This is a genomic window from Mesorhizobium erdmanii USDA 3471 (assembly GCF_000472705.1).
Lineage (GTDB): Bacteria > Pseudomonadota > Alphaproteobacteria > Rhizobiales > Rhizobiaceae > Mesorhizobium > Mesorhizobium erdmanii.
In genome coordinates this window covers 50,654-76,009 of record NZ_AXAE01000033.1, presented here as the reverse complement: position 1 = coordinate 76,009, position 25,356 = coordinate 50,654, and the positions used below count along the sequence as shown (strand labels likewise).

Sequence of the window (25,356 nt, the reverse complement as noted above, 5' to 3'; positions counted from 1 at the left end):
CTTACGCCGCTGCGGCAACCTGCTGGCTGGCCACAACCGCATCGACCTTGGCGGTCGCCTTGGCGAGCGCTGATGTCACCGCTTCAGGGCCCATGCCGACGCCTTCGATGCGGATGACGTCGACATCGGTCATGCCGAGGAAGCCGAGCACGCCGCGCAGATAGGGAACGGCGTGATCGAACTGTACCGCGGCGCCTTCCGAATAGATGCCGCCCGAAGCCAGGACGATATAGACCTTCTTGCCGGTGACGAGGCCCTTGGGGCCACCCTCGCCATAGGCAAAGCTCCTGCCGGAGCGGGCGATATGGTCGACCCACGACTTCAGCGTCGAGGAGATGTTGAAGTTGATGAAGCCGGTGGCCAGGATCACCGTGTCGGCGGCGAACAGCTCGTCGAGGACTACGTCGGAGACGCCGACGACTTCAGCCTGGCGCGCGGTGCGCGCTTCGGCGGGCGTGTAGATGCCGGTCGAATAATCGGCATCGATGTGCGGCAGCGGGTTGGCGACGAGGTCGCGCACGACAAGCGTGTTCGACGGATCGGCGGCGACGAGTTTCTCGGCGAATTCGGTGGCGATGCGGGTCGAGTGCGAGGCAGCGCCGCGCGGGCTCGAGGTAACGAGAAGAATGGACATAGCGGGTCTCTCCAGTGGAATGAATTGTCCCGCCACATATGGGTCTATCGATCCATCAGATAAACTGGTATATTTTCTATACGATCCATCCATAAAATAGATATGACGATGCAACCCAACCCGACCCTGGACCAGCTTCAGATCTTCGTTGCCGTTGCCGACACCGGCAGTTTCTCCGCCGCCGGCCGCAAGCTCAACCGGGCCCAGTCCGTCATCAGCTACGGCATCGCCAATCTCGAGGCGCAGCTTGGACTGAAGTTGTTCGAACGCGAGGGCACGCGCCAACCGCAACTGACCGAGATCGGCCGGGCGATGCTGGAGGATGCAAGGCGCATGATCGGCGTGCTGCAGCGCATCCGTTCGCGCGTCGACGGCCACCATCAGGGGCTGGAGGCGGAAGTGGCGCTCTCGGTCGACGCGACCTTGCCTTCGCCGGTGCTGGTGCGGGTGCTGAAGGCGTTCGAGGCGCAGTTTCCAACCGTGATGCTGCGTCTGCATATCGGCACGCTCGGCCTCATTCCCGATCATGTCGTCAGCGGCCAGGCCGATCTCGGCATTGGCGGCCTGCTGGGCGAGGTCGACGTGCATCTGGTGCGCATCGGCTTCATGTCGATCGTGCTGGCCGCGGCACCCAGCCACCCGCTGGCGCTGTTGCCGAAGCCGTTGGCGCTCGAGGATGTGCGCGAACACACGCAGCTTGTCGTCACCGACCAATCCGAGCGCACCAAGGGGCGCGACTTCGGCGTCTTCGCCTACCGCACCTGGCGGCTGACGGATGTGCGCACCAAGCATATTCTGATGCGCGAGGGGTTGGGCTGGGGCGGGCTGCCGCGCTGGCTGATGGCGGAAGATCTGGCCAGCGGCCGGCTGGTGGAGCTCGACCTCGAACCCTTCAGCGAGGTGCGCTCGCCGATGTTTGCCATGTATCGTAACGGCACCAGCCCGAAACCGGCGGCTGCCTGGCTGATCGACCAGTTCAAGCGCCAGTTCGGCTGCTTCAACGAGTTCGAACCGGGCGTGGTGCCTACAGCGCCGGGCGTCCCTGAGGACGCGCAAAGGACGCTGTAGCACTTTGATTTTGCGCATGATCCTTTCCGAACCTTCGGTTTCGGGGTCATGCTGCAGGAGGAGCCGGAGACAATCCGTCAATCAGCGCCATGAGCACGGCGCGGTAATCCTGCGCCGAGGCGCCGGCCTCGATGGCGAGCGCGGCGCGGTCGAAGGCCGATGCAAGCAGCGCCGTCAGCGCTTGCGCCGGCAATCTCGTCATCGTCTGCGCCCGCATCGCGGCGACCAGGCCCTCGCGCAGCGAACGGTTGCCATGGCGGTTGTCGATAGCATCCATGGCGGCGCGGCCAAGCACGGCCGGCCCGTCGAGCAGAAGCAGCCGCGTGCGGCCGGGCACGCGCATGGCAGCGAGATAGGCATCCGAACCGGCGATGAGCGCATCGCGTGCGTCGAGCGAGGGTGGCGAAGCGCGGTCGATCTCCAGTGCCACCGCCCGCGCCTCCTGCTCGACCACGGCGGCAAACAGCGCCTGCTTGTCGGCGAAGTGGTGATAGAGCGCGCCGCGCGTGACGCCGGCGGCGGTGACGATCTCCGGCGTGCCGGTCTCGGCATAGGATTTTTCCGTAAACAGCTTGCGCGCCGCCGCGATCAGGTCGGCGCGCGTCGCCTCGGTGCGGTCGCGGTTGGAACGGCGTGCGGATTCCTGTTGCATGCATGCAGCCTGTATGTTAATTCGATTTACATACAGACTGTATGTTATGTCCAGGGAGAAAGAAAGATGAAGACCACAAGCTATTACCCGGTGCTGATGACCGGCGACGTCGCCGACACGGCGGCCTTCTACGTCAGGCATTTCGGCTTCCAGCCGCTGTTTGAAAGCGACTGGTACGTGCACCTGCAATCGGTGGACAACAAACGCGTCAATCTCGGCATCGTCCAGGGCGACCACGAGACGATCCCGGAAGAGGGGCGGGGGCGTACCTCAGGCCTGCTGATCAATTTCGAGGTCAGGGATCCCGACGCGGTCTATGAACGGATCCTGGCCGCCGGCCTGCCGGTGCTGCGAACGCTGCGCGACGAACCCTTCGGCCAGCGCCATTTCATCACCCGCGATCCCAACGGCGTGCTGATCGACGTCATCAAGCCCATCCCGCCCAGCGAAGAGTTTCTGGCACAGTACGCGGATGGGGCGGCGGGGGTGTGAGCCTCACCCCGCCCGTGCCACCGGCGTCACCGCCACCTGGCTGACGCCGGTGCGGCGGACTACCGTGCACAACGTCTCGCGGCCGATGCGCTCGGCGTCGAGCATGCGCACGAGGTCGTCGACGCCGGTGACCGGGCGGCCGTCTATCGCCGCGATGATGTCGCCCTCCTTGAGGCCGGCCTTCGCCGCCGGGGCGTCCTTCTCGACGCTGCGCAGCCGCACCGCCGTGCTGGTCGACACCTGCGACAACAGCGCCGCGCGGCGCGGCAGATTGGTGGTGTCGGCCGAGACACCGATGAAGGCGCGGCGCACGCGGCCAAAGCGGATGATTTCCGAAATCACGAAATTGGCGGTGTTGGAAGCGACCGCGAAGGCAATGCCTTGCGCGCCATGGATCATGGCGGTGTTGACGCCGATGACCTCGCCGGCCGAGGACACCAGCGGCCCGCCGGAATTGCCGGGGTTGAGCGCGGCATCGGTCTGGATGACGTCGTCGATCAGCCGGCCGGTCGAGGCGCGCATCGAGCGACCGAGCGCCGAGACGACGCCCGAGGTGACCGTCCATTCGAAGCCGAGGGGATTGCCGATGGCAATGGCAATCTGACCGCGCCGCAGCCGTTTGGAATCGCCGAGCGGCGCCACGTCGGCGAAGCTGCCGTCGGCGCGCACCAGGGCGATATCGGTATCGGGATCGCGGCCGAGCACGCGGCCCTCGCTCGATGCGCCGTCCGGCATCGAGACGCGCACCGTCTTGGCATCGCCGACGACATGGAAGTTGGTGACGACCAGCCCGTCCGGCGCGATGACGAAGCCGGAGCCATGGCCGCCCTGTCCGCCAATCCGCTCGATGCGGCAGACAGCCGGGCCGATGCGGTCGACGGCGTCGGCCACCGTGGTCGAATAGGTGTCGAGCAACGTGTCGTCGGCTGGGAATTTGGCGGCGGCGAGGGCCATGGATGGGCTCCGTGATTTCAGGCTTGATCGTGACTTTTTCTTATGCGTGCCGTTACCCCAAAACCGCCGAGCACTTTTGGGCGACACACACTATATGTGCGGAGCGGGCCAACCGGCCGCGACCTGACCAGATGGCCAGTCAAACCAGCAACTAGCCGTCAGGCGAGTACCTCCGGACGCATTGCCGCGCGATATCTGGGGCATGAGAAAACCCAGGAGATCATCATGAGCGACTTCAATCTGAATGCATTTTCACAGGCGATCGCCGATCTCGCGGAAAAGGCGGCACCGGCAACGGCAAGCTTCACCACCCATCATCACCGCACGGCGAGCGCCTTCCATTGGAGCGACGGCTATTTCGTCACCGCCGAGGAAGCGGTCGAGGCCGGCGAAGAGATCGAGTTGACGCTGGCCACGGGCGAGACGGCGAAGGCGGAACTCGTCGGCCGCGATCCGTCGACGGGTGTCGCCCTGCTGAAGCCGGCGGATGTCGCCAACGCCGCGACGCTTGCCAGGGCCGATGCCGTTCGGCCCGGCAACATCGCCATTGCCATCGGCAACAGCCAGGGCTCGGCGCTGGCCGTGTCGGGTTCGGTCGGCGAGGTTGGTCCGGCCTGGCGCTCGATGCGCGGCGGCACCATCGACCGACGCATCAATCTGGCTGTCGGCGCCGGCGGGCGCTTCGAGGGCGGCCCGGTGCTCGACGCCAAGGGCGCGCTGATCGGCATGCTGTTGTTCGGGCCGCGCGGCCGGGCGCTGGTCATGCCCTATGAGACGATCGAACGCGCGGTCGCGACTTTGCGCGAGAAAGGCCATGTGGCGCGCGGCTATCTCGGCGCCGGCCTGCATCCGGTGCGCGACCGCGACGCCCGTGGAGCGATGGTGATGAGCCTTGACGATAACGGGCCGGCCAAGGCCGCCGGGCTGTCGCTGGGCGACATCATCGTGGCGTGGAATGGCGAGGCCGTCCATGGCCCGCGCGACCTGATCCGCAGGCTTGGGCCCGATAGCGCCGGGGTCGCTGTAACCCTTGGCGTGGTGCGTGGCGGTGAACAACGCGACGTGACAGTGACCATCGGCGAAAAGCCGCTGAGCTGAGAGGATTGATGGAAACGCTCGCCGATGATCGGATCATGGCTGACGGCGCTGCTTCGCGGCGGCTGGTGGTGCTGATCGCGCTTGGCGATGCCGCGCGCGCAGAGCGTCTGGCCGCCACGCTTGCCGCCAGCGACGACCTGCTGCCGGTGGTGGCCGGTAGCGGCAGGGCCGACGTTGCCATCATTGACGACAGGAGCGGCGATGCCATGCCGGCCTCGGTGCCACGGGTGCTGCTGAGCGGACGCGCCGGCGGCGAGCGGCCTGTCGGCGAGGTGTTTGCCATCATGCCCATGAGCGCCGACGATATGCTGATCGCCGCCGCGGCGCGGCTCGCGGCGGCCGGCTATCGCATTACGGGCGATGGCGGCCGTGGGCGCGATGAGGATTTCCATGCCGGCGAAAGCGAGCCGTTCGAGGACGAGGTCTTGGACGAGCAGGCCCCCCGGCCGGCGCTGTCGCCGCGCGAGGCGGAAGTGCTGGCGCTGCTGGCGGAAGGCGCACCCAACAAGGTGATCGCCCGGCGGCTCAACATTTCCGTGCATACGGCGAAGTTCCACGTCGCCGCGATCCTGATCAAGCTCGGTGCCGCAAACCGCACCGACGCCATCGCGATCGCGATGCGGCAGGGGCTGGTGCTGGTCTGATATCGATTACACTGCCGCCTCGATATCGGTCAGCCGGAAATCGTCGCCCTTGAACAGCAGCGGCATGGATTCGAGCCGGGCCGTGGCGTAAGCGATACAGTCACCGAAGTTCAGCGCGGCCGGATGCCGGCCTTTGCCGTAACGCAGGAAGGCCTGACGGGCGACGGCCGCATGGTCTGCCGTGAAGGCAATCGTTTCGATCGAGGCGGTGCGAAGAAAGTCGTCGAGACGAGCCAGAATTTCATCCTGCCAACCGCCCGCGAGCACCATTGTGGTTTCAAGAAAGGTTGGCGCTGGCAACAGTTTCCTCTTGGCTTGCGTGAGCGCCAGCACGAAACGTTCGTACCCCGGCTCGAGACGCAAAATGGCGACCAAGACCGACGAATCGATGATCATTTCGTCGGGATTCCGAACTCGTCATAACCGAGGATTTCGTCCTCGGTCATCGCATCTTCGCTTTTGGGGATTCTTCCGGCGCTCTCAGCAATCGCCATTAACCGCTGAAACAGATCACTAGCGTCTTCGCGAGGCACCAGTCGCTCTCGTGCAACCTCGCGCTCAAGGCTCTGACGGATAGCCTCTGTCACGGACACGCGGCGGCGGCGGGCAAGTTCCCGCGCAAGTTGTTCGACTTCCGTGTTCTTGATCGACAGAGCCATTCTATATTCTACCTGTTTGTATAGAATATATACCAAACCCGTGGACGGATCCAATGCGTTTCCTTGGACCTTCACGAAAGGCTCCGCAGCGTCACCACGGCTTCCCGCGGCAAGCCCTTGTATCCGGCAGCGGTGCAGGCAAGGATCGCGCAAAGAACCAGAAGTAGCGGAGGGAAAATGTCGCTCAAGGGAAAGACGCTGTTCATCTCTGGCGGGTCGCGCGGCATTGGCCTGGCGATCGCGCTGCGGGCGGCGCGCGACGGCGCCAATGTGACGATCGCCGCCAAGACCGCCGAACCGCATCCCAAGCTGCCGGGCACGATCTACACGGCGGCCGAAGAGATCGAGCAGGCCGGCGGCAAGGCGCTGCCCGTGTTGTGCGACATCCGCGAGGAGGCGCAGGTGGCCGAGGCCGTTGCCAGGACGGTCGAAAAATTTGGCGGCATCGACATCTGCGTCAACAATGCCAGCGCCATCCAGCTCACCGGCACGCTGGAGACCGACATGAAGCGTTACGACCTGATGCACAAGATCAACACGCGCGGCACGTTCCTGGTGTCCAAAATGTGCATTCCCCACCTGAAGTTAGCCAGCAATCCTCACATCCTGAATCTGGCGCCGCCGCTCGACATGAAGGCCAAGTGGTTCAAGAACCATGTCGCCTACACCATGGCCAAGTTCGGCATGTCGATGTGCACGCTGGGCATGAGCGCCGAGTTTGCCAGGGACGGCATTGCGGTCAATTCGCTGTGGCCGATCTCGACCATCGACACGGCGGCGGTGCGCAATCTGCTGGGTGGCGCGACGGTGGCGGCGATGAGCCGCTCGCCCGACATCATGGCCGACGCCGCCCATGCCATCTTCATGCGGGCCTCGCGCGAGACGTCGGGCAATTTCTACATCGACGAGGAGGTGCTGCGCGCCGAGGGTGTCACGGACTTCTCGATCTATGCGCCCGGCGCGACCGGACCGCTTGCCGGCGACTTTTTCGTGCCGGACGAGGTGTTTGCCAACTCCGATACGAAGATCAGGCAAACGTTCTAGCGCTCCGCCGAAGCCCTCACACCGCCGAAGTCGTCGATCGCATTACTCGCGAAATGCAATCCAGGCGCCCCAGAACAGGCTCGAGAAAAAGCGCAGCGGCTTCATCAAACCCGCTGCTGCAAGCAAGGCGAAAACGGCGGCTTCCGACTGCGGCGGATCGGCCCCTTGCAGGATTTTGCCCAGTTTTATCTCGATCTCGGCCGGGGTTGCCCCATGCATGCGCCAGCGCTGAGCCCAGGCCGCCATCATCAGCGGTTGCGAGGCATACGCATGGTGATTGCCGGCAAGCATCAGCGGGGCGTCCGTTTTCAATCTCGCGGCAATGTCGCCAAGGATTGCCTGCTTGGCTTCATGACCGGGCAAATGGTGCAGGACGCCGATCAGCGTTGCGGCATCGAATGGCTGGTCTTCAGGCAGGTCCGCGACAACGCCCAAGACAGGTTCCGTGCGTTCAGTGAGCCCGGCAGCTGCAATGCGCGACGTTGTCAGATCCAGCATGGGTTTTGACGGATCGACGGCGACGAAACTCCAGGAAGGTTCCAGCCTTGCAACGCTGATGACTTCCCGCGCCGTGCCACCGGCACCAGCGACGAGTATGCGTGCGCTCGAGCCGGCGCCAAGCGTTGCCGCAAGCATGCAGGCGGCCAGTTCGTGACACGCATCGTAGCCGGCAAGCGCAATCCTGCTCTGCGTCTCATATTCGGCTGCCCGTGACGGGTCGAACTTGGCGGCGGCATCGATTGACATACTGTTCCAATCCGGAGCGCTTCGGCTCCCGCTATGAAAGGACGTCAATTTGGCATAATCTCGATCATCAAGATTGAGCATAACATGATCGAACGTCCGATTTCGCCGCGAAAGCATGACCGGCTGACTGCATTCCTTCAGGCATTCGGCCTGCGTGCGGAGGTGACCAATGGGGCGGATGCGGAGGCAAATCTTTTCCTGGTCACGGGAGATGACGGCGACAGCGCTTCGCACATCGTTGTCAGGGTCCTGGGAGGCGTTCCCAGCAACGGGGCATTTTCCGTTCTCGTCGCGGCCAGGATCGATTTTGGCGGCGTTGCCAACCCGCTTGTCGGCGCCTTGCCAGAGGAACTGGTGTTTTCCTTGGCGGAGCAGCCGCAGATGCGCGGGCTGGCGGATGCGCTGGCGATGGAGGTGGAAAACAGCCGTTGCGGCGGGCGGACAGTCCAGGAGCGCCTCTGCGAAATCATCGTCGTTCTCGCCGTCCGGCGTGCGATAGACATGGGCCGGGTCAGCGCGGGTCTTCTGGCTGGCCTCGCCCACCCGACCCTGCACCCATGCCTGGTGGCCATCCATGACAAGCCGGCTCTCGGCTGGCGCACCGAGACGCTGGCTCAACTGACCGGCATGTCTCGAAGCCACTTCATGGAGCAATTCACCAGGACCGTCGGCAAGACGCCCGCCGCCTATGTGACGTCGTGGCGTCTTACGCTGGGCCGTGCCGAGATTGCCGCGGGGCACAGCGTCAAAGCCACCGCGCGCCGTGTCGGATTCGGCAGTGCTGCCGCCTTTTCGCGCGCCTTCTCACGCATCTACGGTTATCCGCCTGCCGAGATGGTCACAAAGGGTCTGCGGTGAGAATCCTGAGGTGATCCGTAAGCTGTGATCACTAAGACCACGTGGCAGTCACGCCTCGCCCTTCTTGCCTTTGCTCAGGCCCATCAGCCGGTCGATATAGGCAAGCATCAGCGCCGAGACGACGAAGGCGAGGTGGATGATGGTCAGCCACATCAACTGATCGGTCGAATAGGAGGACGAGTTCAAGAACACCTGCAAGAGGTGGATCGATGAGATGGCGACGATGGTCGAGGCCACCTTTACCTTGAGCGAGCCGACATCGATCGTGCCCAGCCAGTGCACGCCGCCGCCATCCTGGTCGTCGAAGCGGCTGACGAAGTTCTCGTAGCCGGAGATGATGACCATCACCACCAGCGAAGCGACCAGGGCGGCGTCGATCAGGCCAAGCATCTTCAGGATGGTGTCGGTGTCGCCGAGCAGGAACACCGTGGTGATGAACTCGTAGAGCTTCTTGCCGAAGGACAGCGCATAGACGGCCAGAGCCAAGCCGAGCCCGATATAGAAGACGACCAGCAGCCAGCGCGAGGCGAGAATGATCGATTCGACGGCGAGTTCGAGACGCTTCATAGGTTGGTTCCGGTTGTTCTCTGGTCTGGGGTCAGGCCGTATTTCGGCCACGCCGCCGCTCTTTGCAAGACAGATACTGGACCTGGAGTTGCTCTGAGCAAAAAACCCCGCCGGAGGGGGCCGGCGGGGCTCAATGCATCCCGCTGGAGTCGGGATGGGGCAGGGAACGCCCAGCCCTGAATCTGGGGTGAGTGGGCTCATGATTCAATGAACCGGCTCCAATGCCGGTACAAATCTTCTTGAGCTTGGGATGCCGATCCGAACCTTCCCATCCCCGGTCGAGCCGGGGATGGGTGCTTTTCGCATCGAGTCCGCAAACCAGGTCATGATTTTGAAATCATGACCTAATTGTTGCTGGCCACGGGTGCCACCAGCGAGGTGATGCGGCGGATGGCGACACGCCGGTTCTCGCGGTTGGGCGCCGATGTGTTGACCTTCAGATACTCCTCGCCATAGCCCTGTGTGGTCAGGTTCTCCGGCGGGATGCCGAAGGCGTTGGTCAGCGCTTCGGCGACCGCTTCGGCGCGGCGGTCGGACAGAGCAAGGTTTGCCTCCGGCGTGCCGACGGCGTCGGTGTGGCCTTCGATCAGGAAGGTCTCGGCCGGGTTCTTCTTCAACAGTTTCTCCATGGCGTCGGCGACGCCCTGGAGCTTCTGCACCTCGGTGTCGGAGATCGAGGACGAGCCGAATTCGAAGTTCAGCGTGTCGAGGTCGACGCGGCGTGCGATGTCGCGCACACGGGCCGACCGCTTGACCTCGTCGATCGAATAGAGACGCTGGACCTTTTCCACCGGCGGCTGTTCGAGGAAGGTGTAGTAGTCGTCAGGGCTCTCGACATCCTGGGAATCGAGGATGTATTGCCGGCGCGGAATCGTCAGCCGCATCGGCGGCAGGTCATCGCCGGGATCGCGCCAGTCGCCATCGTCCTGGTAGCTGCGCTCGTCGACATAGCTCAGCACATATTCGCGCCCGTCAGGCGTGATGCGCGAGCGCTGGATGACATCGCCGTAACGGTTCCGGATGGTGACGATCTGGACGCCATTGTCGCGCTGGACCGTCTCGCGGGTGCGGCCTTGCGGCAGGTCCTCGTAATAGACATCCTTGGCACCGCGATTCATGCGCGGGCCGTCATTGCTCTGGACCATCGTCTGGCCGCCGAGCTGGATGATAACGCGGTCGCCGATTTCCTTGAGCACGTCGACGCCCTTGGGGCGGCGGCGGTCGCGGATGTTCTCATCGGGCGCGCGATCCCGGAGCTTGCCCTTTTCTTCCGTCACCGGCACGAGCTTTTCGGGCTTGATCTCCTGCTGGGCAGCCTTGTCGTCGGTGGGAGGCGGCCCCTGGTCGACGGGAGCGACCACAGGCTTCTGCCCCTGATCACCGCCTTGCTGGGCGTTCTGGCCACCATTCTGCTGAACGCCATTCTGCTGGCCGTTGTTGTCGCCATGCTTGCGGCCACCACCTTTGCGTTCGGCATCCTTCTGGCTGTCGAGGATCGGGGCGGCGTTTTTGTCTGCGGGTGCCTCGCCCTGCACGGGATTTTCGCCCTGCGCAGGCGCGGCCTTGCCGCCGTTGGCGGGCTGTTCGCCGGTTGCCGGCTGCTCGCCATTGGCGGGTTGCTCGCCTGTCGCGGGCTGCTTGCCTGTCTGCGGCGGTTGGCCATTGGCCGGCTGCTCGCCCGTAGCAGGCTGCTGGCCATTCGCAGGCTGTTCGCCAGCCGGTTTCTTGCCGTGCTTCTTCGTCTTGTCCTGGGGCTGTTCGCCCTGAGCCGGCGCGTTCTCGCCGGGGACGGGCAGCGGCTCTAGTTTTTGCGCGGGTTGTTCGGCAGGCGCCTGCTTCTTGGTCGGCTCAGGCGCTGCTTCCGGCGTCACCGCCGGTTCGGTGGCATCGGCAGGCTTCTTGTGCTTGCCCGGGTTTTGCGTGGGCACGGTGGCCGGCGTCTGATCGGCAGGCACCGCCTCAGCCGGCTGTTGCTGGTCCTGCTTCTTCTTGCGCGGTTTGGCCTCTGGCTGGTTGTCGTTCGCGGGCGCTGCCTGCCCGGCCGGCTCGGCAGGCGCCTGCTCGGTCTGTTGCTGCTGGTCGCGCTTCTTCTTGCGCGGCTGCTGTTGGTCGGTTGCGGGAGCGGCCTCGCCAGCGGGTGCCTGTTCAGTCTGTTGCTGCTGATCGCGCTTCTTCTTGCGCGGCTGCTGTTGGTCGATTGCGGGAGCGGCCTCGCCAGCGGGTGCCTGTTCGGTCTGTTGCTGCTGATCGCGCTTCTTCTTGCGCGGCTGCTGTTCGTCGGCGGCAGGGGCTGCCTGTTCGGCGGGCGCCTGTTCGGTCTGCTGCTGGTCACGCTTCTTCTTGCGCGGCTGCTGCTCCTCGGCGGCGGGTGCTGCCTGTTCGGCGGGCGCCTGTCCGCTTTGCTGCTGCTGGTCGTGCTTCTTTTTGCGCCGTTGCTCCTGGTCGCTCGGCTGTGCCTCGTCGGTGGGGGCGTCCTGCGCCAGAATCAGCGGCGTTCCACCGCGCTGCATGGGGCCGAACGCGGCACTTCCCTGAAGCGGGAACGCGCCCAACGGCGCGGACGCCATCAGCAGGCCAAGTGCGGTGCCTGCCAGAATCCATGGTTGGCGTTTCATCGAAAATTCTCCTTGTGGGGTCCCATCCTTGCCGAAACCGCTTGTAAGCAAATTGGTTCCAGCCGCCCATGGGTAGGGGCCGTACGGGGCGATTGGCCGGCCTTTTGAAGGCAACTTCGTGTCATTCGACCGAGTTGCGGCCTCATTTCAGCCGTTGCCGCGCTTGACCTCGGCGGCTGCTGGGGCCACATCCCCAAAATGGAAACGCCATTCTGGAAAACAAAGACGCTGGAGGCGATGAGCCCGGCCGAGTGGGAATCGCTGTGCGACGGCTGCGGCAAATGCTGCCTGTCGAAGCTTGAGGACGAGGATACCGGCGAGATTTACTGGACCACTGTCGGCTGCCGGCTGTTCGACGCACAAACCTGTCGCTGCTCCGACTACGCCAACCGGCTGGCTCGGGTTTCCGACTGTGTCGGGCTGACGCCGCGGAATGTGCGCACCATCAGCTGGCTGCCCAGCACCTGCGCCTACCGGCTGGTGGCCGAGGGACGCGACCTCTACTGGTGGCATCGGCTGGTGTCGGGCACTGCCGAGACCGTGCATGAGGCCGGCATTTCGATGCGCGGCCGGGTCAAGGCGAGCGAGACCGATCTGGCCGAGCCTGAAGATTACTTTGACTATATACTGGACGACGAGCCTTGAGGCCCGTGTCAGCCCGGTTCCGGAACAAGGAACCCGGGCAAGACGTTTTGGCGACGCATTGCCCGAAACTTGGCGAAGATGTCCTTCTCCGCGACATGAACCGCAGATGAACGGCGAGTTCGTAAATAGTTCAGACAGGCTGGTGCATTCTCCGATCATCGGTTTCAAGAGGACGGGCGCAAGCCCGCAACAAGGAGAGAAGACCATGTTCAACACGGTGAAAACGGCGGCCCTCTCGGCCCTGGTCGGCCTCGGCGCGCTGACCGCCATTCCGGCCCATGCCGACAGCCTCTATCTCGGCTTCGGCAACAACAACGACCCGCGTTTCGGCGTCTACGCCGGTGATGACGGCTACCGCCACCGCCGTGACGAGCGTCGCGACGACTGGCGCCGCGATGGCTGGCGCCGTGGCTGCTCGCCGGAACGCGCCCTCGACAAGGCCGAGCGCATGGGCCTGTACCGCGCCCGTATCGTCGACGTCAACCGCAGGGTGGTCAAGGTCATGGGCCGCCAGGACGGCGACCGCGTCGTCATCGTGTTCGCCAACGAGCGCGGTTGCCCGGTCATCTATCGCTGAGGCTTGCGGCTAAGCCGCCCAACGCGGCTTAGCCTGTGCTGGTAGGGCCCCCATCCCTGGCGGAAGGGTGCGGCTCAAAAAAACCCCGCTGGAGCGATCCCGCGGGGTTTTTCATGCGTGGCATTTGCCGAAGGCGTGGCCGGGCAAGGTTCGACCACGCATAACCCGGACTTGCCTATTTCAGTTCGAACGTGACGGTGACCTGGACGTTATAGGCGTTCTCACCGGCTTGCGTCGGCACCGCGGCACCCGCGGCGGCGTCGAAGGCCTTGGCATTGATCGCCATCGGCGGCGGCGCGATGTTCTGGTCGGTAATCTCCAGCACCCGCCCGATGCTGACGCCGGCGGCTTCCGCAAGCGTCTTGGCCTTGGCGATTGCGTTGGCCACCGCCTTCTTGCGGGCCGCGTCGATGGTTGCCGCTGGGTTGTCATTGGTGAAGGAGATGCCGCCACCCTGGTTGACGCCGAGCGACACGGCCTTGTCGAGGATCTCGCCTGTCTTGTCGATGTCGCGCACGCGCACCGCGAGCGTGTTGGTCACCTGATAGGCGACGAGCTCGGCCTCTTGGCCGCCATCGGGCTTGTTGGTGTAGTTATAGCGCGGGTTGATCTGGATGCCTGCCGTCTGCAGGTCGCGATCCTTGATGCCGGCGGCCTTCATCGCCGCGATCACCGCGGCCATGGCGTCGTTGTTGGCGTCGAGCGCGGCGCGCGCCGTCTTGGCTTCGCGCATCACGCTGAGCGAAAGCAGCGCCAGGTCGGGAGGGATGGTCGCTTCGCCTTCGCCCGAAACGACGATGCGGGGCGGCGTCGGCGAATCGGCGGCCGCGGCCATTGCCGGAAAAGCGATTGCGGCGGCGAGTGCGAGCGGCAAAAGATGTTTGGTCATCAAAATCTCCTTGGTCTGCGATCCAGTCGCAGACGTCGCGTAGAGCGCGATTATGGGTTGATTTGGGCGATCCGCGAAAGCCTGTCGGGAAAGCCTTGTGCCGCGATGCGAAAAACATTAATCCAGCCCGCGTGGGGCCTGTAGCTCAATGGTTAGAGCCGGCGGCTCATAACCGCTTGGTTGGGGGTTCGAGTCCCTCCGGGCCCACCATTCAGTACGCCCGAATTCCGGGTTTTTCGACCGTCTCAGAATACAGTCGACATTTCCGAGGGTTAGCGCCCGGTCGTGGGCAACTCTTGGCCGAGACGCCGCAGTGACCGCCCAAAACACCCGACTTTTAGTCGTCCGTCTCTGTCGGGCAAATTGCGTAGCCAAGTGTTTGCCAAAGCGATGGTCGGCGTTGGGGTCAGATGCACTGGTGATGCTGTCAGAAGCCGAGGTGAGTGGCTTGGCTAGCCGCTTCTTCAACGTCGTCGATCTCGTCAACCGGCTCGAGACCGAGCACTGCGGCGGCAAGCAAGGCCGCATCGCCGACTACCTGACCAGGCTGGACTTTGTCGTGCTCGACGAACTCGGCTATCTGCCCTTCGCACAAGCCGGCGGGCAATTGCTCTTCCACCTGATCAGCAAGCTCTATGAACGGACCTCGATCATCGTCACCACCAACCTAGCGTTCGGCGAATGGCCCGCCGTCTTCGGCGAACCAAACATCAGAGGCCGCCGCCATTCTCGACCGGGTGGTGTCTCATTTGACGGTGATCGACCCGCGTCACGGCCTTGCGGGCCAGCGTCTGGAGCTGGTTTCGTCCCGTTCTGCGCGCGGTCCGGCTTTCGTCGTTGTTCGACTGCCTGACGGACGCCGCCGCTCAATTCGGCGTTCGGTGACCGACCTTGCAGCGGCGTCACCGGAAGAACAGGGCGTGTCGAAATCGTTGGCCCGCATCAACGTCCGAACGCTGCTCACATTGCTGCACCATTTGAACAGCACCTTGGCCTCCCGTATCGAGGAGGTGATTCGCGATGAACATACAGTCGAATCTGTACCGCGTGACGTCCCAGACCCTCACCGAACTTCCCAACCCGGGCATGGCGACACTCCCGAGCCTTTGGCTCAACTTGCCGGGGGAGACGCAGAAGCAGATCGCGCAGAGCCTCGCGCGACTTCTCTTGCGGATGCGATCGACGGGCGCGCCGACAGCGGCGGATCGGCATGTTGAGAGCATCGAATAGACCGGACGAGTGCGTCACTGCTGCGCATCGCGGCAAGCTCGCTTACATTTACGTCCGCCAGTCCTCCGTGAACCAGGTGCGGCATCATCAGGAAAGCACGGAACTGCAATACCGCCTCGTCGATCGCGCGGTCGCTCTCGGCTGGCCGCATGAACGTGTGCACGTCATTGACGAAGATCTTGGCAAATCCGGAGCCGGGACCATCGAGCGGATGGGCTTCAAGAAGCTGATCGCCGAGATCGGATTGGGGAATGCCGGTCTGGTCATCAGTCTCGATGCCTCCCGCCTTGCTCGCAACAACCGCGATTGGCATCAGCTCCTCGATTTGTGCTCGCTCTTCGGCGTCATCATTGCCGATGGCGAACGTCTCTACGATCCCTGCGCCTACCATGACCGCCTGTTGCTCGGTTTGTCGGGCATCATGAGCGAAGCGGAGTTGCACCAGATCAAGCAGCGCCTCCATCAGGGCGAGCGTCAGAAGGCGGCACGCGGCGAGCTACGCCTTCCTGTTCCCGCCGGACTGGCGCATGGTCGCTCTGGCGAGATCATTCTCAATCCCGATGAGCAGGTGCAGGCGAGGCTCGGCCTCGTCTTCGCCAAATTCCGCGAGCTTCACAGTGCACGGGCCGTGATGCGCTACCTGCGAAAGAACGATTTGCCGCTGCCCGTGCGTCCCGTGCTCGGCCCAGCACCGCACGATGTGGTGTGGCGCGAGGCCGACAGTTCACGGGTTCTCAGCATTCTTCAAAATCCTGCCTACGCTGGAGCGTATGTCTATGGCCGGAGGCGGATGGAAGGCGGGCGGATTCGCCATGGCGTTTATCGCCCGAGGACTACCAAGGTCCCCATCGCTGACTGGGAGGTTTGCCTTCAGGCTGCCCATCCTGGTTATATCGGCTGGGAGGAGTTCATGGAGAACCAGAGGCGACTCGTAAACAACATCAACCGCTATGAGGCCGGCCATTCGGGTGTGCCGCGCAAGGGAGCGGCACTGCTGCAGGGCATCGCTGTTTGTGGGCGGTGCGGTCGCCGGATGAGCCTGCGCTATAGCGGTCCTGCGGGCGACTACCCCGTCTACACGTGTCGCGCCGACCGCGATCAGGAGGGCGGGCCGCTATGCCAGGAAGTGCGTGCGCTGCCTGTCGATGCGCACGTCGAAAGCATCCTGCTCGAGGCCTTGACGCCGGACAAGATCGCCATCGCCATCGCCGCCCTGGGCCAGATCGAAGAAGAGACGCGTCAACTTGAGCGGCAGTGGGCGCTGCGGCGCGAGCGGGCTCGTTATGAGGCGGAAAGAGCACGGCGCCAATATGATGCGGTCGAGCCGGAGAACCGCTTGGTGGCGCGTTCGCTGGAGCGCGTGTGGGAAGAGAAGTTGCGCGCCGCCGAGGCGATCGAACAGGATTACGAACGCTGGCGACATGACGAGCCCCTGGTCTTGAACGAGCCGGATCGCGAGGCGCTGCAAAAGCTGGGCGAAGATCTGCCCGGCATCTGGCACTCGCCTTCGACAACGGCGGCCGAGCGCAAGGGCATCCTGCGCCTCATCGTCTGCGAGGTCATTCTCGACCAGAAGCGCGTCCACGGCCAGGTCTGGTTCAAGATCTTGTGGCAGACGGGAGCGACAAGTGAACACTCTCTCCAGAGGCGGGTCCACACCTATGGCGACTACATCGATCTGGAGCGGCTGCGCAGCCGCGTGATCGAACTCAACGCTGCGGGCAAAATGGACAAGGAGATCGCAGCGGCGTTGAACGCGGAAGGCTTTGTCGCAGCACGCGGCTGCGCCTTCAAAGGTGAGAATGTCTGGCTTCTGCGGAGACGTTGGGGCATCCCCACTGTCAAGATCAACGGGACGAGCGCCAATCCCGACCGCTGGCCAGATGGAACCTACTCTGTTCAAGGGGCGGCCGCTGCCCTGGATGTCACACCCCAAACCGTCTTCGACTACCTCGCCCGCAGCTGGATCGAGGGACGCCAGCTCACGAAGGGGCAGCCATGGCAAATCGAACTCTCGGACGACCAGATCAACACGCTGCGGGCGCGGACCGCTCGCACCAGGCGATCAAGGAAGAAGGCATCATGAAAACTTCGCTGACGCCAAGATGACGACAGCGCTCCTCGACCGTCTCACCCATCATTGCGAGATCATCGAGACCGGAAACGAGTCCTGGCGCTTCAAGAACCGCGCCTGATCACCCCATCAAGCTGCCAAGCGCCATCCGCGTTCGCCCGGGCTGCGCAACCCTGACCAGCTCCGCCCGGGCGAACGCTGACCACCGCGCGTTACATAAGGGGGGTCAAAATTGGACGCCGATCCGGGGTCAGTTTTGGAAGCCGTTTGACGCAGGACGTTCGGTACGCCGACCCCTGGTGTCGGTTGCCGGCCCCTTTTCAGACATTCAGTCTGATCACGCTCGGAAGTCGACGTCGCCCTTCCCGCTCCTTGAAGGCGGAGGTTGCGCGACTCTGCAACTTATGATGACAGAAGAAGTCATTTTGCCCTGGACCGAAGAAGTGTCAGCGAGCGCAGAAGCGAGACTGACAATGCCGGCACTTTCAAGCGTGAGACGCCGCTCGTAGCCGGTACATAGTCTAGATCAATCTGGTGCAGGTCAAAATTGGGAGCAACAATGGTCTCTAAAGATGTAGCGGAAAAGTGGATCGCCGAAATGGAAGCGGACAGCGGGCTGGCTGCGATCCGCACTGAGGTTGAGGAGGCTTATGCCGTCAGCGTCGGCTTCGCCAATGGACCAGAATGGGAAGCCCAAGTGAAGGGGAAGACGGCAGTGATCCGTGTCGCCGAGAACCGGCCGTCCGCTCGCTTCATTCGCTCACGAGCTTTTCCATCTAGGCTGCGAGAACGGAACTCAAGAAACTCCACCAGCGGATGTGAGCGAAGGCGATTGCTCAAGCTGCACGTCTCGCAGCCGCACCGCATGGCGGCGAGTACCTTTAGCTTCATTGGTGTCGCATCTGATCCTGCTCCCAACCGGGATCGCGTCTCCGACGACCTGCTTGGGTGCGTTTTCTCGACAACATTGATGCGGTCGATTTTCCCACTACATTTTGCCAAACCACATCACTGACCTGTGAGCTGATTGCAGTCATGCTTGCTGATTGCGGGGGAATGACGCCGTACCACCCCGGATCAGGGTAGTGCCGATTGAGGCGAGGTGGTATGGTGACCCTTTCCGAGGATTGCTGCCATCTTGACCAATTCCGGAAGTGACTTCGCCTTCATTTTTCGCATTACCTGGCCGCGGTGAGCCTTTACGGTAATTTCGCTAATTCCAAGTTGGAACGCGATCTGCTTGTTCATCAGTCCGCCGACGACCAACGCCATGACCTCTCTCTCACGCCGACTAAGTGACTCGCAGCAATCACGCATCGCTTGTATCTTCGCGGCAAATCGGAGCACATCCTTGCTTCTCTGGAGCGCAAGCTCGATTGCGCGCACCAGCACCTCGCCACTGAATGGCTTCGTCAGGAACTCAAGGGCTCCGGCCCTCATTGCTTTGACAGCTAGCGGTATGTCCGCATGCCCTGTGATAAAGATTATCGGCATTTCAGCTCGCTCGACAGAGATGAGGGTCAGCAGATCCAATCCGTTGAGGTCGGGAAGGTTGAAGTCGAGGATCAGGCAGCTCGGGACAAGCGCTTTGGGGTGATAAAGGAACGCCGCTGCGGTTTCAAAAGTCTTTGGCAGCCAGCCAACTGAGCGAACCAGCGAGTCTAACGATTCACGGACCGAAATGTCGTCGTCCAACACGAAGACGACCGCCTTTTCACTCACGCAATGATCGTTGGGCGTCGACACATTCATATGCATAGCAAGGTTCTCCGCTATCCAAGGCTGAGGTTCGGTCCGCTTCGATGCAAAGACGTCCAACCGGCTCGCCGTGGAATGCATCGTCGGTTCGACTGCCTCTCCCCGATGCCAAACGTTCGCTGAAAAGAAGCGAGATGGCTTGTTATAAGTTGTTAAAAGCCGTTAAGGCGGGCCCGGCTAAAGAAAGCAGGGTCTCAGCAGTTCAGAAGCCGCCCCAGATCGTACGAACTGAGCAAAGCGTTGGTTCCTGCGATGCGGTGCTTCCAAGCTACGACTATGTGGTCGGTAGAATTCTCCTCCGTACCCAGGGCCACGTCTTGGCCGGTGCGGCAGTCAGTCTGGCCTCAAGGTCAGCCTTGCATATCTGCAGGTTTCCCAGTCAACTTGGCGAGGAGGTCGGTTGCAGCCCTAACATCCGCTGTCCCAAATCCCTCCGTGAACTGCTGAAGACGCCGGCCAAGTAGATCTTCTGCGCGAACCGTTTGCCCTTGCTTCTCCCAGAGCCGGGCCAGCGAAACGGCAGCCCTCAGTTCCCAGCCCACTGCGTTTTGCTTATTGGCCCAAAAGAGAGCTTGAAGGAACGTGTCCTCTGCTGCTCTCACATCCGAGGGCGAGCGCGCCAGATGAATTTCTGCTCTCACGCGCAGCAAATCCGGACGGTCATAGGTTTCACCGGCCTGCTCTGCCAAGCCTAGAGCTCGGTCAATCATCGCGGCAGCCTCATCGATCTGACCACATCTCAACGTCCCCTCTGCCAGCGCCCGCAAGAAAGTCGTTGCAAGAATATGGTGGCGCTCGGCGGTCAGTGTCGCTAACGCCCCTCGCAAGAGATCGACGCCCACCTTCGTTTCGCCTTTCAAAACCATAAGTTCGCCCTTTAGCCCGAGTCCAAGGGCGTGAAAGGGCGCCAGAGAATATTTGGTCGCGTGGGCCAGGACGCGCTCGATGCACTCTGCCGCCCGATCGAAATCGCCACTCCAGAGATAGACTGGCACTGTGTAACTCAGTGATATGCAGACCGTGACCGGATGCCGGCGCTTCATTGCCTCCTTGACGGCCATGTCCGCGGTACGAATGGCTTTCTCCGGCATTCCGAGCAGCCACAGGGCCCTCGCGTAGGCCACCAGCCCGCGGGCTCGGTGATCGTAGCCAAAGAAGTCGACTTGGGTCGCACCGGAGACGGATTCTAACTCCAACCCACGCTCGCAGTGTAATCGCGCAGCGGCTTGATTGCCGACAAGGTGGTGCGCCACGCCCAGCATCCATTCAGCCATGACTAACCCGGGCGGTTCCCCAAGCTCTCTCGCAACAAGCATGCTCCGCTCAGCAGAAGTGACTGCTCCTCGGAAATCGCCGATCCGAATGAGAAAGACATTCAGTCCAGCCAGGAGGTGCAATTTGTACTTTCCGTCACGCAGTGCCTCAGCAAGCCCAATGCCCCGCTCAATAGCCCGCCTTACTTCGTCGCCGTTACCTCGTGTGAACATCGCAGACATTGCCAATGCCGCCTGCAAAGACAGTTCGATGATTGTTCCGCAATCGGCCTCTCGCAAAGCGGACAAGCCGCGCCCGCACCACAGCTCGCACTCACCGAGAAGCGAGAACCCTAAGAACAACGGCGCCGCCTCGGCGGCGAGCTTCACGCCAATCTGCGAATCGCCGAGTTCCGAGAAGCTCCAAACAAGCGCGGCCCGAATATTGCCCATGTGTGGTTCGTAGGCCGACACGTCTCGGCTTCCGAAGGCGGTCGCGCTTGTCGCGTCGGACTTCAAGCGATCGATGTAGTGAAGTGCGTGTCGTCTCGAGAGCACTTCCTTTTCGACAGTTTCCGCCAGCCTTGTTGCCGCGTACGCTCGCGTTGTGTCCAACAGCCGATGGTAGGTTGCTCCCCCCAGCTCAGACATCCTAACAAGCGACTTATCAACTAAGCTCGCGACAGTATCGGCCAGCTTCGGCGCATCATCTTCATTTCCTGCCGCGACGACCAATGCGTCTTCCAGGGTAAAAGCTCCCACGAAGACAGATAGCCTTAGCAGGATCGTTCTTTCGTACTGCGAGAGCAGATTGTAGCTCCAATCAAGCATTGCCTGAAGAGTTTGATGTCGGGGAGGCGCGCTCCGCCGCCCGTGCCAAAGAAGCTTGAAGCGATTGTCCAGGAGATCGGCCGTTCCCCGAATTCCGTAGACCCCCACGCGGCCGGCCGCGAGTTCAATCGCGAGCGCGATCCCATCGAGTCGACGGCATATCGCTGCCAAGATAGGCGCATCTGCGTCACTAAGCCCAGTCACAAACCCCCCGGCGGCGGCCCGCTCCATAAAGAGTTGTACTGCGGGCGAGGCAAGCGCTTGGTCGGCAGTCAATCCGGCCTCCTCCATCGGACTTTCAAGCGGTCTCAAAAGGTGTACGTTTTCGCCCTCCACGCGCAATGCTTCACGACTGGTCGTCAGAAGGTGCACGAGCTGCGTCTCAGTGAAGAGCCGCTCAGCCAATTCGGCGACCGCGTCGATTACATGCTCGCAGCTATCGAAAACGAGAAGGATCGGCTTGTCGACCAGCAATGCGACCAAGTCACGCAACGGATCTTGCCCAGTTTGACCGATGAGCCCAAGCGTCGACGCTACCGCGCCGGCGACGAGCGATGAGTCACCAATAGAGCCGAGGTCCAGGAAATAGATCTTATTGGAGAACTCATCGCGCAACGCGTGTGCGATGGCCACTGCGACGGTCGTCTTTCCCATGCCTCCCGGTCCGACAACGCTGACGAACCGGCGGCTCGAAAGGAGTGAACACAAATCGGCGACTGTCCCGTCGCGACCGACCATTCTTTCAAGCTGCGGAGGTAGTTTTTGCGGGCTCCACTCCTGGTTGACGGGCGCGGCAGGCTGCCTCCGTGCGGAGCGTTTCACCGGCGCTACAAAGCTGTAGCCGCGACCTGGGATGTTGGTGATATAACGAGCGCCGTCTTTTCCGTCGCCCAAAGCCTTGCGGAGATTGAAAAGGTGTACCCGAAGGCTCGCTTCCTCCACGATCACGTCGGGCCAGACGCGCTCGATCAGTTGCTTTCGGCTCAGTACCTCGCCGGCGTGTTCCACCAGATCGACAAGGATATCTAACGCCCGTCCCCCAATAGCAACGGGTTCCTCGTCCCGCAAAAGGGACCTCTCGGCGGCGCTCAAGCGAAACGGGCCAAAAGAGACGATCACGTCATGCAAACTGCCCTCGACTGGCAATATGCCCCCCGCTCACGGTCAATGTATGACGGCTTCGCCTGTCGATAGTAGAGCAAACGTTGTGCGCGCACAATATCCCGTTCTGGGTCAGCGGCACGCACCTTGAAGCCCCGGGCGCATCAGCGCAGCCGCTTCGATAGCGAGCACGCAAAGCTACCCTGCAATAGGCGACAACCTAGCATGTCTTTGGAACCCCGTGGACCCAATGCGAGAGATCAACAAGCGGGATGTTGACCGCCTGAGGCAGATGCCCGACAGCGTATTCATTCCCACCGGGAAAGCGCCAAAATTCTCTGACCAATACCAATGTACTATTTTTGTTAACGACTGGACTGCCGCATTATAACGATGGATGGGGTCGCCTTCAGGCGCAACATGACCGAGCAATTGCTGATCTCCGATCCGACGCTGAGATCCCTGATGTTTAACATGCCGGGACCGATTTCGCTTTGGAACGCGAGCGGCGAGCCGGAACTGATGAACCGACTCTCCCTTGATTATTTTGGAAAGACTTTCGAGGAGCTCAGGCATTCGAAGGAGGTGCTGCACCCCGATGATTATCGAGCGCATATCGTCCGATGGGAGTCCGCGCTGAGCACCGGGATCGCGTTTGAAGAAGAAGCTCGCCTTCTCACTGGGGAGGGCGCCTATCACTGGAACCTCTTGCGCTGGTTTCCGATCGAAGTTGACAGCCGGCAAGCTCCTCGTTGGTGCCTCATCCAGACTGATATTCATAGCTTGAAGGAGTGGCCCGACAAGCAACGGTTTGCAAATGCTTTTCTAGAATCGATGATCGATGGCATCGGTGCTCCCTTTATGATCAACAGCTCGAACGGCAACCCCAAAGCTGCAAATCGTCTTCTTCTTGAGTACTCCGGAAAGACGCTTGAAGAGATCAAGAACTGGCAGAACAATGACTTTATACATCCCGGAGATCGTCAGCGCGGAGTTGACGCGTGGGAGTACTCAGTCACGACCGGCAAGCCGTCCGACTTCGAAGCGCGCCGGCGTCGCGCTGACGGCGCTTATCGGTGGTGGCATTCGCACGGCTTTCCCCTGCGCGATGCCGGCGGCACCATATCGCACTGGTGCGTGATCCATACCGATATCGAAGATAGAAAACAGATGGAAGCGAGGCTCTTGGCGAGTGAGCAGAGTCTGAAACAGATCATCGATTCGATACCGGGGATGGCATGGTCGGCCGATAAGGCCGGAAATGTGGATTTTTTCAGCCAATGCTTCGTCAACTATGTTGGCATACCGTTGGAGGAACTGACATCTGGGAGCTGGGAAGATGCAGTTCACCCGGAAGATATCGGTAATGTGCTCGCGACCTGGAAGAAGTTCACTGAGGCCGCGGCAACCCCAGGAGAAGTCGAAGCACGCTTGCGACGAGCGGATGGATCCTATCGCTGGTTTCTGATGCGCCGCCAACCGCTTCGAGATGAGACCGGCATAGTCAGACGGTGGTACGGACTCAATACCGACATCGAAGATCTGAAACGCGCCGAAGAAGCTTTGGCGACGAGCGAGCGAAACCTCGATCAGATCATCAATACGATGCCGGCGATGGCGTGGTCGGCCTACGTTGATGGAGCTGCCGAATTCGTAAATCAGACCTATTTGGAATACGTGGGTCTTTCGCTCGAGGAGGTTCAAGGTTGGGGGTGGACTTCGGCGGTTCATCCGGACGACCTTCCGAGGCTCGCCGCCGGCTGGCGGACGATCTTGGAGTCGAAAAGGGTCGGCGAACTCGAAGCCCGCATGAAGCGTCATGACGGTGCGTATCGTTGGTTTTTGTTACGTGCCAGCCCGCTTCACGGCGAAGACGGCGAGGTCATGCGATGGTTCGGCGTCAATACGGATATCGAAGACCGGAAAGGTGCAGAAGAAGCGATGCGCGATATCCAGTCCGAGCTCGCGCATCTGACCCGAGTGATGACGATGGGCCAGCTCACGGCCTCGATCGCACATGAGCTAAACCAGCCTCTTTCCGGCATCATCACTAATGCAGAAACCTGCTTAAGAATGCTTTCCGCCGATCCGCCGAACGTTTCCGGCGCGATGGAGACAGCACGTCGAACCATCAGGGATGGCAATCGGGCGTCGGAGGTGATTACGCGCCTTCGGACGTTATTCAAAAAGAAGACCGCTATTACCGAGACGGTGGGCCTCAACACTGCAGCCCGGGATGTCCTTGCGCTCGCTGCCGCGGAAGCGCAGCGGCACAAGATCCGGATCAACGCAGAGCTTTCAGCCGATCTCCCACCGATCCGGGGGGATCGCGTTCAGCTTCAACAGGTGATGCTAAACTTGGTCCTGAATGCCGTGCAGGCGACGCGCGGCGCCGCCGATGAGCATCGGCATGTAGCCGTATCGACGAGCAATGATGAGTTCGGGCAGGTGCGTTTTTCCGTCAAAGACTACGGTGTCGGGTTCGATCCGGACGCTATCGAAAAGCTCTTCAGCCCATTCTACACAACCAAAAGCGATGGCATGGGCATTGGGCTCTCGGTCAGTAACACGATAATCAAAGGACACGGCGGCGTGCTTTGGGCCGAGCTGAACAACGGCCCGGGATCGACGTTCCAGTTCATGATCCCAGCCAACGGCGCCGATCAGTTGGAACCCAGTGCTCTCATGACTTGGATGCCGGCACCGGGCTCCACCCGGCCGATGGATAATCGATGAGGCGGAATCGAACCAAAGTCGGGGTCATCGACGATCAATAATCCGTCCGGAAGTCCTTGTCGGACCTTCGTCGGGACTTTGGATACGGCGCGGAAACATTCGCCCCCTCGGAGGGTACTCAAGTCTAGATGGCTCATCGTCGGGTTGCCGCGGGACTACTCATATCACATCCCGTGTGCCCCTTCCGAACTGCGCCATCCTGGAAGTCGCGTTCCCGCATCTCAATGGCT

At 62.0% G+C, this 25,356-nt stretch carries 23 protein-coding genes, 1 tRNA gene and 4 pseudogenes; 17 read left to right on the top strand and 11 right to left on the bottom strand.

Going from position 1 to position 25,356, the window contains the following annotated elements:
- Window position 1: 1 nt before the first annotated feature.
- Window positions 2-634, bottom strand: a complete 633-nt coding sequence (locus A3AU_RS0124625) for an FMN-dependent NADH-azoreductase (RefSeq protein ID WP_027055252.1) — start codon at window positions 632-634, stop codon at window positions 2-4.
- A 108-nt stretch (window positions 635-742) separates the two neighbouring features.
- On the opposite strand from A3AU_RS0124625, the gene A3AU_RS0124620 reads away from it, so the two are divergent.
- A complete protein-coding gene (locus tag A3AU_RS0124620; protein WP_027055251.1) occupies window positions 743-1,702 on the top strand; it encodes a LysR family transcriptional regulator in 960 nt (319 codons plus the stop codon).
- A gap of 46 nt (window positions 1,703-1,748) precedes the next feature.
- Here A3AU_RS0124620 and A3AU_RS0124615 read toward each other — a convergent pair whose 3' ends face one another.
- Window positions 1,749-2,354 (bottom strand): TetR/AcrR family transcriptional regulator, encoded by a 606-nt coding sequence (locus A3AU_RS0124615; protein WP_027055250.1) that lies wholly within the window; start codon window positions 2,352-2,354, stop codon window positions 1,749-1,751.
- Window positions 2,355-2,420: 66 nt separating this feature from the next.
- Here A3AU_RS0124615 and A3AU_RS0124610 point away from each other — a divergent pair, with 66 nt between their 5' ends.
- Window positions 2,421-2,846 carry a VOC family protein gene (locus A3AU_RS0124610; protein ID WP_027055249.1) on the top strand — a complete coding sequence of 142 codons (426 nt, stop codon included), beginning with the start codon at window positions 2,421-2,423 and terminating at the stop codon, window positions 2,844-2,846.
- Window positions 2,847-2,849: 3 nt separating this feature from the next.
- Here the strand turns inward: A3AU_RS0124610 and A3AU_RS0124605 are convergent, their stop codons facing one another.
- A complete protein-coding gene (locus A3AU_RS0124605) occupies window positions 2,850-3,800 on the bottom strand; it encodes a S1C family serine protease (RefSeq protein ID WP_027055248.1) in 951 nt (316 codons plus the stop codon).
- A 225-nt stretch (window positions 3,801-4,025) separates the two neighbouring features.
- Between A3AU_RS0124605 and A3AU_RS0124600 the strand changes: the two genes are divergently transcribed.
- Together A3AU_RS0124600 and A3AU_RS0124595 are read left to right on the top strand one after the other, a co-directional pair.
- Window positions 4,026-4,898 carry a S1C family serine protease gene (locus A3AU_RS0124600; protein ID WP_027055247.1) on the top strand — a complete coding sequence of 291 codons (873 nt, stop codon included), beginning with the start codon at window positions 4,026-4,028 and terminating at the stop codon, window positions 4,896-4,898.
- A gap of 8 nt (window positions 4,899-4,906) precedes the next feature.
- Window positions 4,907-5,542 carry a helix-turn-helix transcriptional regulator gene (locus tag A3AU_RS0124595; protein ID WP_027055246.1) on the top strand — a complete coding sequence of 212 codons (636 nt, stop codon included), beginning with the start codon at window positions 4,907-4,909 and terminating at the stop codon, window positions 5,540-5,542.
- A gap of 6 nt (window positions 5,543-5,548) precedes the next feature.
- Here A3AU_RS0124595 and A3AU_RS0124590 read toward each other — a convergent pair whose 3' ends face one another.
- The gene (locus A3AU_RS0124590) at window positions 5,549-5,938 is read right to left on the bottom strand and encodes a type II toxin-antitoxin system VapC family toxin (RefSeq protein WP_027055245.1); all 390 of its coding nucleotides are present in this window, start codon (window positions 5,936-5,938) and stop codon (window positions 5,549-5,551) included.
- Window positions 5,935-6,201 (bottom strand): type II toxin-antitoxin system VapB family antitoxin, encoded by a 267-nt coding sequence (locus A3AU_RS0124585; RefSeq protein ID WP_027055244.1) that lies wholly within the window; start codon window positions 6,199-6,201, stop codon window positions 5,935-5,937. Before A3AU_RS0124585 ends, A3AU_RS0124590 begins: the two co-directional genes overlap by 4 nt.
- Before the next feature lie 177 nt (window positions 6,202-6,378).
- On the opposite strand from A3AU_RS0124585, the gene A3AU_RS0124580 reads away from it, so the two are divergent.
- A complete protein-coding gene (locus tag A3AU_RS0124580; protein WP_027055243.1) occupies window positions 6,379-7,245 on the top strand; it encodes an SDR family oxidoreductase in 867 nt (288 codons plus the stop codon).
- A 42-nt stretch (window positions 7,246-7,287) separates the two neighbouring features.
- Here the strand turns inward: A3AU_RS0124580 and A3AU_RS0124575 are convergent, their stop codons facing one another.
- Complete coding sequence (locus A3AU_RS0124575; protein ID WP_245235562.1) at window positions 7,288-7,881, bottom strand: SAM-dependent methyltransferase; 594 nt, start codon at window positions 7,879-7,881, stop codon at window positions 7,288-7,290.
- A gap of 144 nt (window positions 7,882-8,025) precedes the next feature.
- On the opposite strand from A3AU_RS0124575, the pseudogene A3AU_RS1000000140480 reads away from it, so the two are divergent.
- Together A3AU_RS1000000140480 and A3AU_RS1000000140475 are read left to right on the top strand one after the other, a co-directional pair.
- A pseudogene (locus A3AU_RS1000000140480) lies at window positions 8,026-8,430 on the top strand (cupin domain-containing protein); the annotation flags it as partial.
- Window positions 8,431-8,556: 126 nt separating this feature from the next.
- Entirely contained in the window at window positions 8,557-8,850 is a 294-nt protein-coding gene (locus A3AU_RS1000000140475; protein WP_245235561.1) for a helix-turn-helix transcriptional regulator, read from the top strand.
- Between the two features lie 48 nt (window positions 8,851-8,898).
- On the opposite strand, the gene A3AU_RS01000000136035 is transcribed toward A3AU_RS1000000140475, so the two are convergent.
- Complete coding sequence (locus A3AU_RS01000000136035) at window positions 8,899-9,417, bottom strand: TIGR00645 family protein (RefSeq protein WP_032918048.1); 519 nt, start codon at window positions 9,415-9,417, stop codon at window positions 8,899-8,901.
- A gap of 344 nt (window positions 9,418-9,761) precedes the next feature.
- Complete coding sequence (locus A3AU_RS0124560) at window positions 9,762-12,032, bottom strand: OmpA family protein (protein ID WP_027055240.1); 2,271 nt, start codon at window positions 12,030-12,032, stop codon at window positions 9,762-9,764.
- A gap of 198 nt (window positions 12,033-12,230) precedes the next feature.
- Here A3AU_RS0124560 and A3AU_RS0124555 point away from each other — a divergent pair, with 198 nt between their 5' ends.
- Window positions 12,231-12,677, top strand: coding sequence for a YcgN family cysteine cluster protein (locus tag A3AU_RS0124555; protein WP_027055239.1), 447 nt, complete (start codon window positions 12,231-12,233; stop codon window positions 12,675-12,677).
- A 205-nt stretch (window positions 12,678-12,882) separates the two neighbouring features.
- Window positions 12,883-13,254, top strand: coding sequence for a hypothetical protein (locus A3AU_RS01000000136030; protein ID WP_027055238.1), 372 nt, complete (start codon window positions 12,883-12,885; stop codon window positions 13,252-13,254).
- Between the two features lie 175 nt (window positions 13,255-13,429).
- On the opposite strand, the gene A3AU_RS0124545 is transcribed toward A3AU_RS01000000136030, so the two are convergent.
- The gene (locus tag A3AU_RS0124545; RefSeq protein WP_027055237.1) at window positions 13,430-14,143 is read right to left on the bottom strand and encodes an SIMPL domain-containing protein; all 714 of its coding nucleotides are present in this window, start codon (window positions 14,141-14,143) and stop codon (window positions 13,430-13,432) included.
- Between the two features lie 134 nt (window positions 14,144-14,277).
- Here A3AU_RS0124545 and A3AU_RS0124540 point away from each other — a divergent pair.
- The 7 genes and pseudogenes from A3AU_RS0124540 to A3AU_RS1000000139100 all read left to right on the top strand — a co-directional run bounded on the left by A3AU_RS0124540 (window position 14,278) and on the right by A3AU_RS1000000139100 (window position 18,462).
- A tRNA-Ile gene (locus tag A3AU_RS0124540) sits at window positions 14,278-14,353 on the top strand.
- 232 nt (window positions 14,354-14,585) lie between these two features.
- Window positions 14,586-14,846, top strand: a pseudogene (locus tag A3AU_RS1000000136955) (ATP-binding protein); the annotation flags it as partial.
- A 34-nt stretch (window positions 14,847-14,880) separates the two neighbouring features.
- A pseudogene (locus A3AU_RS1000000140995) lies at window positions 14,881-15,051 on the top strand (DUF5372 family protein); the annotation flags it as partial.
- A 112-nt stretch (window positions 15,052-15,163) separates the two neighbouring features.
- Window positions 15,164-15,373: a hypothetical protein gene (locus tag A3AU_RS1000000139960; RefSeq protein WP_167335251.1), complete on the top strand. Its 210-nt coding sequence runs from the start codon at window positions 15,164-15,166 to the stop codon at window positions 15,371-15,373.
- Entirely contained in the window at window positions 15,354-17,459 is a 2,106-nt protein-coding gene (locus tag A3AU_RS0124530; RefSeq protein ID WP_027055236.1) for a recombinase family protein, read from the top strand. Before A3AU_RS1000000139960 ends, A3AU_RS0124530 begins: the two co-directional genes overlap by 20 nt.
- A 4-nt stretch (window positions 17,460-17,463) precedes the next feature.
- A pseudogene (locus tag A3AU_RS1000000139105) lies at window positions 17,464-17,568 on the top strand (ATP-binding protein); the annotation flags it as partial.
- A 438-nt stretch (window positions 17,569-18,006) separates the two neighbouring features.
- The gene (locus A3AU_RS1000000139100; RefSeq protein ID WP_154674654.1) at window positions 18,007-18,462 is read left to right on the top strand and encodes a hypothetical protein; all 456 of its coding nucleotides are present in this window, start codon (window positions 18,007-18,009) and stop codon (window positions 18,460-18,462) included.
- Between the two features lie 62 nt (window positions 18,463-18,524).
- On the opposite strand, the gene A3AU_RS01000000136020 is transcribed toward A3AU_RS1000000139100, so the two are convergent.
- Both A3AU_RS01000000136020 and A3AU_RS0124515 read right to left on the bottom strand, forming a co-directional pair.
- On the bottom strand, window positions 18,525-19,205 hold the full coding sequence (locus A3AU_RS01000000136020; RefSeq protein ID WP_154674653.1) for a response regulator transcription factor: 681 nt from the start codon (window positions 19,203-19,205) through the stop codon (window positions 18,525-18,527).
- Between the two features lie 350 nt (window positions 19,206-19,555).
- Entirely contained in the window at window positions 19,556-22,408 is a 2,853-nt protein-coding gene (locus A3AU_RS0124515) for an ATP-binding protein (protein ID WP_245235560.1), read from the bottom strand.
- Between the two features lie 375 nt (window positions 22,409-22,783).
- On the opposite strand from A3AU_RS0124515, the gene A3AU_RS1000000137335 reads away from it, so the two are divergent.
- Window positions 22,784-25,126 (top strand): PAS domain-containing sensor histidine kinase, encoded by a 2,343-nt coding sequence (locus A3AU_RS1000000137335; protein ID WP_051355452.1) that lies wholly within the window; start codon window positions 22,784-22,786, stop codon window positions 25,124-25,126.
- Window positions 25,127-25,356: the final 230 nt, after the last annotated feature.